The following is a 12,045-nucleotide window of genomic DNA, read 5'->3' on the forward strand; positions in this document are numbered from 1 at the left end:
TTGGTCTCAGCGTCGTCCAGACCAGTCTGGCGGCTAATGACTTTAACAAAAATACAGGGCAGACTTTGCATGCCAGGCCGCAACTGGAAACGGGGGCTTTGTTGTTGATGTGAGCTTGAGGTAATCCTTGTTCTGAACAAGGTATGAGGAGTTAGACAGGAGGGCTGGTTTCACGACCAGCCCTTTTTTTAAAAAAAGATCCAGACTACCCTTTTGGAGTTCTGTCTATTGTGGTTGTTCGCTTACGCATATTTGTCGATGGCGCTTGTTGTTTGTCGATCCGCATAGGCTGGCTCTGTGACTTCAGAGCGCAGATAGCGCCGGACAGTGTTGCGAGAGATGACCAGTCGTCTGGCGATCTCCCGTAATGGAATCTGGTCACGAATGTGCAAGCGTCGAATAATACTTTGTAATGCCACGTCAATCACTCTCGTCTCCTATTCAACAAGATAAGTAGGATTGTGTACTAAACGTGGATCACAATAGATGCAAATTATCCAGCAAAATATTATGCAGACACAATTTGCTGTTTTCCTAAATAGCGTGAACTCCGCCACTCGGGAACAAAAAAAATAAGAATTGCTGAGTTTGGGAAATTAGGGAGGAAAACGAAAAACAGCCCCCGTGGCTTTTCCTAAAGACTGTCACGAATTGCTTGATGCGTAGCTCCGTGACACTGAACGATAGGGGCTGTAGGACTGGAGTTAAATTGTAGCATAGGGCTATCTTGTTGCATCACAAACCTGTCCGTTAGCCCTGACAGCAGCGTGGTTTCAGCGATACGAGGGGGAAGATTTGGCGCTTACACCAGATCAAGAAACCGATCCATCGTTCCAGTTTAAGGTGTCGTCTATTTACTGGATGCAAGCATTTCTCCGAGTTGTCACCATTTTGACATTTTTTTTGCCAAACAGTTTGCAGTTAAAGGTACGTCCGCATCAAAACGTTCATTTCTAATTTGTACCCCCGTCGAATTCATCTGAGCAATGGCAATTATTCCGTTATCCTCTAGCCTGATTTTCCCATCACATGGCACACCTGGATATTGTCCTCCTGGCTGAAAATCTGCAATATATGCGAAATGCCTTATCTGCGGATACATATGCGGTGTAAATTCGTACAAAATCACAACAGCTCCTGCTCCGAATACTGCAAATAAGATCGCACCACATCCGTGAAGAAATACTTTCAAACTAAAACGTTTCGCTCTTGAGGCAATATTTTCGATCCATGCAGTTTCTCCAAACCATGGTGTCAGGTACATCCGTATCGTGTGCTCAAAAAAGTATGCGGCTGACGAAACAATAAACATAACTAATATGAACAGGATGCTTAAACTGCACAAGAACGCGACGTAAGTTGGAATGTAAAAAATTAGTCCGACAAACAATACGGTGAGATCAAAATATTGCGGGGGAAGTTGTATCGCTGCTGAAACAGCATGTCTAGCGTACACAGCAGAAAATATGGCGACAATTGCATGAGCAATTTTCCCGGAAAGTTTTCCCATCTCGCTAGATATAAACTCGTTAAGATATGGTTTAAACCATATGGCGAATCCCGAACCATATGCAACAATACCAAGAATTAAGGGAATTGAAGACCACCCAACATGCCACCCAAATAAAAAAAAGAAAAATGCCACCAACATAAGAACTGCGGCAAGAAAATAAAGCTGATACGGGCGTTCATTTTCTTTAAAGTGTGGAAGAATTTTTTTTTCAATAGCTTGGGCCAACGCTCGCCGAGTATTTGGCATATCTGTGGCTAACCAAACTACCCAAATTGTGAAATTGGTTATTTGTAAAAGAAAAGTCGCATTTATAGCGGCAATCGAGTTTTTAAATTTGATCCATAGCCCCGGCGTATTAACAGTGCGTATTAAGCTACCATTTAAGTTACTATTTTTTTCATTCATTGTTATGACTTTAATGTGGCTTTCGGAGAGTGATGACAATGTGGACATGTTGAAATGCACAATCTGGAGCGTTATTGAAACATACGAAAAATTTTAAGCCAACGGTATATTGTCGATAAATTTACCAACAAAAATTCCCTTATTTGTTCGTTTTCGCGTTGCCTCTATGCGCCGGTTGAAGGGGTGCATGGGAGAAATGAGTGTCCATCATCTTCTTGGTTGAATTCGATCTGTACTGTCCTTCGTCGCGAATATTCGTTTGAGAGAACAGCAATACACCACTCCTTCCATTTTTTAGAATTTGGTCTGTGCTCCAAAGTTTATCTGTGATAACTTTGGCTTTTATCGAAGAGCATCTGGATTGAGAACCAATATACAGAATTCACAAAGTTTATCGGATTTACATAAAATGCCTGAACTTTAAAAAAATGATGTTGAGTCGCGCAGAGCAACGTCAATCACTCTATTACAAATTGTAGTGGCGAAGACGTGATCCGACGGCACGTGTCTGAGGTTCGGTGGCTTTTACCCAATATGGTCATTTGAGTAAATTTCGAGTAACGGGCCCCATCCTCGGAGCAATAGCAGAATGGAGTGCATATATGAATGGTGCTAGTAAATTGGAACAACCCTTGCCGTGGAAGCCTCATGAGTTACAGACCTATGACGCTATTTTGGAAACAAGGTGCGCGACTGAAATTCGGCGTCTAGCGATTGCAAGTTCGCAGGAACGCTTAAGATTCGTCAGCGATCCGAGGGAGGTCCATAAACACCTTTATGCAGCTTTGACACCTGATCTGCATCCTGAATACGCAGGTACTTATCGTGGGACATTAGGAACAACTCTCGAAGGACGTCACTGTGGGGTTTATCGTGAAGACGGCACTTTCCAGGAGTTTGCAATGCCCGATAAAGTTTTGGATTGGATGACAGCAGTAGCAGAGCAGGCAAAAAAATCTTCGATCTGCCCTCTGGAACGAGATCCGATATCGTCCTAGCAGAAATAGTTCGGCTGTTTTATATCTTTGGGCTGATTCATCCTTTTCTTGATGGCAATGGACATATACAGCGCCTAGTTTTTGCGACTTGCGTTATGGAGCAAGAGGCGCTTCGTCTAAACGAGACATGGACTATACACCCTCGCCCCTACGACATTGAGATCAAGTTAGCATTCGAGGAGCTTACTCCGGAGGCGCGACTCGCTGCTATCTTTAAAGTCTTGGCAGCGTATGTCTCTGGTTGAATTGAGGACCGTTTACTTCGTGGCCGGAATCGACCAGAGCGAACTCTAGCCAATCTGACACTCAGGTTTGAGCTACGACATCTGATCTGGTCGAAGTGCTCACCTTTTAGATTCAAGTGCAAATAGGGAAACAAGCTGAAGTTAGCCAGTCGGTGCAGACTGATTACCGGAATCAATACTCCTGCACATCAGGCACCCACAGCGTTGACCTGAACATTTCCCAAAAATAAAACACCCCGCATAATGTTGCTGTGCGGGGTGTTTTGGCGTTTGGCAAGGGATGCGTCGTTAGTCTTACACAGTAACAGGATGATGTTTAGCAATCACTGCTAGTGATATGACTATTCAACGCAAACCTGGCAGGTTTAACGCACCTTTAAGGACAGGTTTTTCACCTGCACCTTAGCCTTATAAGATCCCCACACTTCGTAACCCATAAAAAAGCTCGCCAGCGTGAAATTCGACTTTGTGTAGGACGTGCCGAATTTTCCATTATAGGCAGTGATCGCTTTAGCGGCGATATCTTGCACGTCGACAGAAAAATCGACCCATTGTCCTAATTGCAAAATCGGCAGGCCAGGGGCAAAATAGGTGGCGTCTTTGGCGAGAGGATCACCGCCTATCCAACCCACAGTCCGCGGGATTGCCTTGCTTCCGTCTTCTGAGTAAAAAGTTGGAACCAATACATAAATTTGGGAATTATCCGATTTGTTTCGCAATACCACGTTGACATAAAAAATCTCATGGTTAGAAAAATAGCTGCCTGCTCCCCACGTGCCTGAAGGGCAGTTACCTTGGGCATCGTTATAGGTCGAGGGAACTTTTTCGCTACTGGCAAGTTTTATCGAAGCGCCGAGTGTCATTGTGCCAAATCGTGTCATGTCCAAGGGCGCTGTAGGCACTTCAGGGTTTTGAATGTCCTGTAGCATCAGCAAGTGTGGCCAATTCCAGGCACCGCCGCCATATTGCGGCTTATTTCCACTGCTATCCGGGAGGCTCAGGTTACATCCCTGACGCCATTCTTTAGAAGTATCAATAGTGAAATCAATGCTACGTTCCTGGTCTATAGCGTTTCCACCGGGATTCATGGCAATTACTTTGGATGCATCGGCAGAGCGATAGACCAAGGGCTGTCCAGGGACTTTAGGGGCTGCATTAGCAGGGTTTTTACAGAAATAAGTGCGTTCCGCAATTTCTACAAAGCCCCAGGGTGCTCCGCTAGTTAACTTTCCTGCAGCGGCCCAGTTTGACTTGCATAGGGCTGTTTCGGCAGCGGGAAGTGTAGCGATATACGGGCTCACGCCGGCATCCGCCAAGGGGTCGCGGATCAAGTTGATCTCGGGGAAGCGCAGATAGCCAGAATTTGGAATCACCAAATTGGATGCGCCTGAGGAATCAAAGGGATTGATACCATGCATCCAAACACTTTTCCCTGCATACTTGATTGCATCGTACGCGCTTACCGGGATGGAAAATCGATAATTGCTGCCCGAGGCTGAGCATGCGGCCGCGATGCCAGCTTCACTGGCAATAGAGGCGCTGAAGCGACCCATGCTGGTACCCGTGCCAAAGGGGCCGCCTGCATAGAGATCGACCTGTATCGATGCATTATAGGCTGACACACATGCCCACCCGCTCACCAGCGCTGAACCATCGGTCTGTTTGCTGACAACATCGATGTATCCGCGAATATCATGCTGCACCACAGGGAGCGTCGGCAAGGACACATTACCTGAATTGCCGATCACGGTATTCATGACGCCGTCCTGGCCATTCCAGGGATTGATGCCATGAATAAAAATTGTTTTACCTGCCTGCGCCTTTGCCGTGCTGTTGTTGACCAAGATATTGAATCGATAGGCAGCACCCGTTGATTGGCAGGCCGCCGCCACGGCTGGTTCACTGGATTGACTGGCCTGGAAACGACCGTACGGGAAGCCCGTTCCATAAGGACCACCAAAATAGAGATCAACGTCAATGGAACCGGTATAGTTTTTAGCACAGGCCCAACCTGACACGGTATAGCTCATCCTGTCAGGGTTTAAACTGACCCCATCAATATAACCAGCATTGCTATGGTCCACTGTGGCAGCAGACACTGTAGAGCTTACCCCGGCGCATAGGCCAAAAATGGCCACGCCAGCCGTCATCATTATTGTAAGAAATTTCACAAAAAATCCCCTTTTAATAAAAAATTGATGTTAATGCAGCTGGCAAAATGCAAACAAATAAAGTAGCAAAACTTACAACGGTAATAATTGCTTACAAGCTGATGTGTACCGACTTTACGCAAAACCGAAGCGGGCAAACATCGTCAGCAAGCTTGCGGCCGACTTTTTGGGGCGTGTTCACGATCTACATGCGGCATCTTTTCTTTGATGTACATTCTGGTTTTCAACATGGCAAACCATGCCTAGTCTTGCCAACAAGGAATATAAGAAATATGACCCGTCGTACCCGCGCAGGCGGGTACCCAGGATGCATGCCGTATTTTTGGTAAAGACTGCGGCTTATCAGGGATGAGGTCATCTTCATTCTCGAGTTAACACAGCAATGCGAGCGATCGTGAGCCGCCGATTCCTGGCCCAATTCCAGCCACGTCTTTTCGCTCAACATAGGTGGCACCGAATTCCCCCTGCTGCTGATCGCCATCGTGACCTTTGTGCTAATCAGTAGCAGCGGCCTGATGGCCATGGCAGTCAACTTCGCCTACCACCGCCAGCGTGGTAAGGGTGCAGCCGCCCCACATAGCAAAGTCAATCAGGCGGGAATAGACTGTGGAAACGGTAACAGAGAATCGATCTGGCTATTGGGGCAGGCAGGAAGTTTTTCCAATGTTTCAGTGAGCCATGCTAGCGGTTCGAGACCGTTGAGTTTTGCGGTAGCAAGCAGGCTTTGAATAGCGGCTGCACGGCGGATGGGGCAGATGCATCTACGTGAGAGCTGACAGGTTGAATGCGTAAAGGGACGAGTGACTGATGTGTCGGCTCTGATGCAATGTTCTTAAGCCGGGTGCGCCAGTAAGCCAAACGTTTGATATTGAGCTCATGATGACGGGCAAACGTTGCCAGTCGTAAGCCGCTTTGCTGCCATTGATTGATTCGCTCTTGCCACAGTGCTCTGCGTTCTTCTCGTGTCATCCTGATTTCCTAAGCTTTAAAAACTGAAGTATCTACAAGCTGAATGTCAATTCATAGATGGGACGGCTGTTCGCTTACGCTTTGTCGAATACCTCCAGCGATAGTTTGTTGGTCCGCCACTCCAATCACGCTCTGGGCAGCTTTTCCATTGTTGAATTTATAGTCTAAATCAATTCGATACATGCAGGTGGCTACTTTGCATGAGAACCAGTGGCTATTTTAAAATGAGATAGAGCGGCTATTTTATGGCGCCAATTGGGGGCTATTTTGAAATGAGAATCGCTGGCTACTTTGCCGTAAGAATTCATGGCTACTTTTATGAGAATACGCAGTTAACCCTACCGCTATGCACGATCTTATTTCTTATTTTATAGAGCTGGTCAAATGAGTTGAGATATTCGTCAAATCGAAATTTATTGCCGCCGCTGGCAAATGCTGCAATATGCTGTCGATGTTGCGGACCATTCTTTTTTCCCACAAATGTACAGGCATCTACCGTTTCATCGTTACGATATCGTGTTGAGCGTGCTATTAAGTCTCCCGATGGAAGACTATTTAGGACAAAGGAGGCAGCAATATCTGCCAATGATTGCATAAAGAAAATGGCACAACCTGGTTGTCCAGATGAAAATCTACTGGTCCAACTCGTAGAAATACCACAAGTTGATCCTGGGGAAGCCGTGCAGTTAGCATTAGCAGCAATGGACCCAAATGGAATTTTCATTACTGGGGACAAGCGCGCACTTAGGGCGATTGGCACCCATCAATTGTCTTTAAAATTTACTGGCAAAGTCATTTGTGTTGAACAACTGCTGATGTGCTGTCTTGATCTGAAAGGACGCGATTGGCTTTTATCACATGTATGCCCGATGCGAGAAATTGATAAGGCGGTATCAATCGTTCTGGGTAGCCGATGTGATGCTCAACCCGATGACCTCAAAGCAGGACTAGAGTCATATATTAATGAAATTCGATCTTTTTGTAACCCACCATTGTTGGCGAAAATTAATGCATTATAAATTCAGACTTCGCATGCCTAATTTATAGTGGTTTCGGGGAAAAATGTTCACCACATTCTAATAATATGCAGTTGCGCAGCAGACAGTATTGAAGTCGCATAAAATAGTTCTGAATTGTAGTAACCAACAGCATTTTCCGAGAATTTCTTCACTTCATATGATCCGGCACCATCTGTAAGATTGAGCAGCAACTATTCCACCTGAAACCGATTCCGCCAATTCACAAATTTTTTCGTCAAACGCTGATACCAATCAGGCGGCTCAGAAAAATCTTTCAACAAAACATTATATCGAACCGCACCGCTACGCCAGGCATGCTCCAATCTCACATCCGGCAACACCATCAGCCACATGGCAAGCTGGAGCAAATGGTGCCTCTCCTCAATTGAACGCATTTCCAAAGAAATTCGTCCAGTGGCTAAGCGAATATCAGGGCATCCAATCTGATTCAGCACAAAATCCCGCAAGGACACATGCCGATATTTTGAAGTCAAAATCATGCTCAATTGATGCAATACAGAATATCGTCCCAGGTCCCATTTGTGATCACCTGCATGACCTGGGTCAAGCACGTCGCATGCGTTCAGCAATAAAGCAGTAGCATCGCGATCATAGGACAATGGCTCTACTGCAGGAGCAGCCCTCAGATCAAATCCACACTCATGGCAATATGCAAGCGTACCAGCATCAAGTGCATCGACGTTCGTAATATCGATCCTGTGAAAGGCTATGGCAGCAGCACACTGTGGGCAACGGTCCAGCATCATTGTTTGGTGCTTAGTGCAAACTGTATAAAAAGCGATGCGCCATCGCTTCCTGAAATAAGGAATGCGATCCTCAGCTAGACAGGTGGGACAGCATTGCAATCCGTACCCCTCCCGTTTGCGATGGTACAACTTGAGAGCGAGTATCCATTGCAATCCGCCCGACACTTTGAATTTTCGGTAAAGCAGTCCTTCATAGTAACGAAGTGTCGTATTCCATGTGATCTCTGGTGGGGTGGCCGTACGTTGGCTTAATACGTCGATCAACCACATTGGAGCCAGGCGGTCCATATCCCGGTTCCAGATTTGACGCTGATTGCCAAATATCAAATTACAGAAAGTCTGAACCTTCAAGCCATGACCATGAGCCAAGCGCACCAGCCAGCAAGATAGCAATTCGTCTGGCAAAGGCTTATAGTGAATCGGCCATAAAGATTCAGTGATTCCTTTCATGATGAACTCAAACGTTTATATTGTTTGCGCTTAGACGGCGGTACCCAGCGCAGATTTTTTATGCTATCCAGCGTGATGTGCTCCGTCTTTTTACGAATAGCATCAACCGCAAGTTCTTTCACTAGGTCGCAAGCATCGCCTAAAGTTCCTTTGCTTCTATTAAAGATAGACAGCATTACAGCCGGATCTTTTAAATTCGAGGGTAGTTTAAGAGGAGTCCTTAATTCCAATGTCGCGAGCAAGCCGCCAAATTCATTGTTTGCCTTTCAGACAGGCAATTCTTCTGGTGTGAAGCGGCTGGACATTTGGGGATCGGTATTAAAGGCATTATAGGCGTCCTCCGTACCAGCTGCGACTATGACAACTTTAGTCTCGTTGCCAATACTCTTTAAGATGTTGCGAAACTCTCTTTGTTTATTGGTACTGCCTGCAATCAGATTATGGATTTCATCGATAATCAACATGCGTACATCCATCTGGCGAAAGAGTCGCTTTATCTGAGAGTATTTTTCTGAAGCAGATGCCGTCGGCTTATACGGCGTCATTAATTTATCCAGAATTCGCGTATAAAAATCAGTAATGTCAGGTCGGCCTGGAGCGTCAACCATGAGAACAGGGCAAACAGTCACTTCGCCCGTGGGGTCCAAATCAGGCTGGTGCAATTCCATAAATCGTTCAAGTATAGATGTCTTGCCATTGAACGAAGGTGCAACAAGAAGCATGTTTGGCATGCGCGTGATGCGTGGATATGCCAGCAACTCCTCCATTCTCGCCAAAATCCGTTTGGCATCGCCGTATCCCAGCCAAGAGCCTTGGCGTATCGCAAAAATGCGCTGCTCGTCACTTTTCTGGATCAGTACACGTGCATTCTCATTTAAATGTGGATAGAGGTTTTCTTTCGTCATCAATCATCATCCAAGGGCGTCACTGCGTCAGGATCATATCCGCGAATTGCCGGTGGAAATTCGGTCGGCGTTGTTTGACTCATTGTTGGTAAGTCTTCTTTCTTGTGTTGTCTCGCCTTTTCGTGTTGAGCCAGTTTTTGAGTAGCACGTCTGGCAGATTTTGTTTTCTCGGCAGCATCTCTTTCCAATTCACGCTGCTCCGTCAGCAAAGCAAAAATAGCTTTTTCATTCTCGCGAGAAATACCTCTTTCGTCTGCCTTTCTCTGTGCTTCACGCAATTCCCAAATACTGGCAGGTGGGAGGCTTACGTCGCGATAAGGAATACCGTAATATCTTTGCGCGATTTCATCAAAGAAATATAGGGTACTGATGTCCCTTGGGTCTCGATGAAACCGGAATTTTCTTTTATGCTTTTCAAACTCAGGGTGTGGAGCATTGATCCAAGGACGAAGTACATCATGATAATAGTGAACTTCATCGATCAATACACCATAATTTTGCACCGTCCGCTCAATGAATGGCATGAATTGTATGTGTAATTTCTCTTCGTCGAGACGCCTCACAGGCATGCCCCTTCCAGGTTTCTCTTTTGTACCCATCACCCCTTCGCGCCATTTGGTCATTGGTGTTGTTCCAATCCCTGTGTGTATATTGCGGTGGTATCTCGCAAAAAATAGTACTAACCACTTCTCCAGCTCACTGAAAGTCATGCAAGCGTTTCCTTCGGAATCGTAAGTACCTTTCTCATCCGGGCCAGAGAATGTCGAACCTTTGAGTGTTTTCAATCCCTCGGAAACTGTTCCCATAAGACGCTCAATATGTCCACCGTAACGAGGCTTTTTCACGGGTCGTAAATGTAAATCTATGTCGTACTCGTTGCACGCGAATTTCAACATATCACCACGAAACTCTCTCGCATTGTCCATGTGCAAAACGGTCATCACACCCCAGCATGGCCAATCTGTGGTCGTAATACCTAATCGATTCAACCATTTGTCTTTCATTAAAATCGCATGAGATATGCACATTCCTGCTGACATGGCCGAGGGTGCATCTAGCGACAAATGCATTCCGAGACAAACACGAGTATTGACGTCAATAGCTAAGGTAATCCAGGCACGGCGAATGGATTTGCGGTAAATGTCGTCAACAATAATGACGGGTAACAGGGTATGGTCAATTTGCACCATCGCCAGTGGCCAATCGGCATCAGGAATTGTTCCCTTTATTGGATCAAATTGATCATGTGCCTTTGCCTCGCCTTCACGTTTCTTGACGCGTTCACGACCATTGGTTTTTCCCAAGCGAATCCGTATTGTGTTAGGCGCTGGCAAAGGCAAATTAGCATTGGAACAAAGACGACGGACTTCCTGAATGGTGGCGGCAATAGTATTTTTTTGTTCAATATCGTAGAAGGTGTCGATCGTCCTGGCAATGATCGTTTCAACTTCTGCTGAAAGCCTGGCTTTTCCTTTTCCACCGCGTTCGGTATAGTTTGGCAATAAAGATGATACCAATTCAGAATGTCTATATGTCGAGACCCATCGGTAAATAGTTGCCAAACTCACGCCAGCCTCATTGGCTATCTTGATAGCGAGTGCATCATGACGTCGATAGCTTCTATCAAGCATTGGCTCTATGAAGCGTTTACGTGCCTCTGCAAGCTCCCAATCCTCTGCTAAAACTGTAGAAAGATCACGTTCAGCGATAGGTTCAGCGTCACGGCTTTTTATCGCTCTTGGCGGCTCTAGGTCTCCGATTTTCAGTAAGACCTTCTCGCCAGATCCAACTTCTTTAGCAAGAACCAGATTTACGTCGGCAAGTGCTAAAACCACATAGTCACGTCCGTGACTTGAGATCAATGCACCTTTGTTTACCCACAGTACTGCACGCTCTTGTTTCTGCATCACGCCTCCGGAGATAGGCGTAACAAGGTGTTGTAGTCGATCAGATGATCCCAGTCAGCAATCAGGTCTTTTTTTAATATTGCGTGCCATATGACAGGGAGCCAGTGCAATTGAGCATCGTCATCTGATGCAAGCCTTTGAAGGATGTCCCTGAGACAGAATTCGCTGTTATATGAAGTGGCTGTACTGATGAGTTGGTGACGAACAATCTCTTCTGGCTGAATGTTTCGATATTCCCTCAAGAATTTGATATTTTGAAGGCGGTTTGTTCGAATATCGACTTGTGTTGTTATTCGAAATTCCCATCCATGCTCACGCGCATACTCATCTGCAAGTGCAAACTTAGTCTTGTATTTGTCTGCATTGCGCTCGAGGTCGTCGGTATGCTTCACTTCAGTAAGTACCGGGATAGGAATTTCGCCCGTTAGAGGATTGGGCTTGTAATAAATCAGTACATCTGGTGTGTAACCCTTGGGTATGCCAGGTACTGGTATTGTGATTTCCTGCACCTCAAAGCGCTCGACGGATTCATCAAAATCAAGGAGCAGAAGAAACTCTTTTTCCAGGATGGACTCAAATCCAGCCATTTGGTCATTTTTTTGACTGGCAAAGCTACCTGTGACAGATAGGTAATTTTTAGGTATTTTGCGTGCCACTATATTTCTCCGCCAGAAAATAGATATCCGATGCTTTAAT

At 45.8% G+C, this 12,045-nt stretch carries 10 protein-coding genes and 2 pseudogenes; 4 read left to right on the plus strand and 8 right to left on the minus strand.

The features are described from left to right. Nucleotides 1-883 precede the first annotated feature (883 nt). Entirely contained in the window at nucleotides 884-1,966 is a 1,083-nt protein-coding gene (locus tag AC07OI_RS28420) for a hypothetical protein (protein ID WP_495259480.1), read from the minus strand. A gap of 554 nt (nucleotides 1,967-2,520) precedes the next feature. Here AC07OI_RS28420 and AC07OI_RS28425 point away from each other — a divergent pair. Beyond that, entirely contained in the window at nucleotides 2,521-2,916 is a 396-nt protein-coding gene (locus tag AC07OI_RS28425; protein ID WP_495259549.1) for a hypothetical protein, read from the plus strand. Beyond that, nucleotides 2,841-3,161 carry a Fic family protein gene (locus AC07OI_RS28430; RefSeq protein ID WP_495259481.1) on the plus strand — a complete coding sequence of 107 codons (321 nt, stop codon included), beginning with the start codon at nucleotides 2,841-2,843 and terminating at the stop codon, nucleotides 3,159-3,161. The genes AC07OI_RS28425 and AC07OI_RS28430 overlap by 76 nt, the downstream gene beginning before the upstream one ends. Before the next feature lie 365 nt (nucleotides 3,162-3,526). Here the strand turns inward: AC07OI_RS28430 and AC07OI_RS28435 are convergent, their stop codons facing one another. Next, nucleotides 3,527-5,332 carry a hypothetical protein gene (locus AC07OI_RS28435; protein WP_495259482.1) on the minus strand — a complete coding sequence of 602 codons (1,806 nt, stop codon included), beginning with the start codon at nucleotides 5,330-5,332 and terminating at the stop codon, nucleotides 3,527-3,529. Between the two features lie 410 nt (nucleotides 5,333-5,742). On the opposite strand from AC07OI_RS28435, the pseudogene AC07OI_RS28440 reads away from it, so the two are divergent. Then, nucleotides 5,743-5,901, plus strand: a pseudogene (locus tag AC07OI_RS28440) (bb3-type cytochrome oxidase subunit IV); the annotation flags it as partial. A 20-nt stretch (nucleotides 5,902-5,921) separates the two neighbouring features. On the opposite strand, the pseudogene AC07OI_RS28445 reads toward AC07OI_RS28440, so the two are convergent. Then, nucleotides 5,922-6,077: pseudogene (locus tag AC07OI_RS28445) on the minus strand (transposase domain-containing protein); the annotation flags it as partial. After that, nucleotides 6,014-6,301, minus strand: coding sequence for an IS66 family insertion sequence element accessory protein TnpA (tnpA, locus tag AC07OI_RS28450; RefSeq protein WP_495259483.1), 288 nt, complete (start codon nucleotides 6,299-6,301; stop codon nucleotides 6,014-6,016). The gene tnpA and the pseudogene AC07OI_RS28445, both read right to left, overlap by 64 nt. Nucleotides 6,302-6,903: 602 nt before the next feature. Here tnpA and AC07OI_RS28455 point away from each other — a divergent pair. Beyond that, entirely contained in the window at nucleotides 6,904-7,320 is a 417-nt protein-coding gene (locus AC07OI_RS28455; protein WP_495259484.1) for a hypothetical protein, read from the plus strand. A gap of 191 nt (nucleotides 7,321-7,511) precedes the next feature. On the opposite strand, the gene AC07OI_RS28460 is transcribed toward AC07OI_RS28455, so the two are convergent. From AC07OI_RS28460 to AC07OI_RS28475, 4 genes are all read right to left on the minus strand, one after another. Next, on the minus strand, nucleotides 7,512-8,537 hold the full coding sequence (locus tag AC07OI_RS28460) for a TniQ family protein (protein WP_495259485.1): 1,026 nt from the start codon (nucleotides 8,535-8,537) through the stop codon (nucleotides 7,512-7,514). 266 nt (nucleotides 8,538-8,803) lie between these two features. Next, the gene (locus tag AC07OI_RS28465; RefSeq protein ID WP_495259486.1) at nucleotides 8,804-9,442 is read right to left on the minus strand and encodes a TniB family NTP-binding protein; all 639 of its coding nucleotides are present in this window, start codon (nucleotides 9,440-9,442) and stop codon (nucleotides 8,804-8,806) included. Next, nucleotides 9,442-11,349 (minus strand): transposase, encoded by a 1,908-nt coding sequence (locus AC07OI_RS28470; protein ID WP_495259487.1) that lies wholly within the window; start codon nucleotides 11,347-11,349, stop codon nucleotides 9,442-9,444. The genes AC07OI_RS28465 and AC07OI_RS28470 overlap by 1 nt, the downstream gene beginning before the upstream one ends. After that, nucleotides 11,349-12,005: a TnsA endonuclease N-terminal domain-containing protein gene (locus AC07OI_RS28475; RefSeq protein WP_495259488.1), complete on the minus strand. Its 657-nt coding sequence runs from the start codon at nucleotides 12,003-12,005 to the stop codon at nucleotides 11,349-11,351. The genes AC07OI_RS28470 and AC07OI_RS28475 overlap by 1 nt, the downstream gene beginning before the upstream one ends. Nucleotides 12,006-12,045: the final 40 nt, after the last annotated feature.

Source organism: Undibacterium sp. GW821-FHT07F11, from assembly GCF_059418665.1.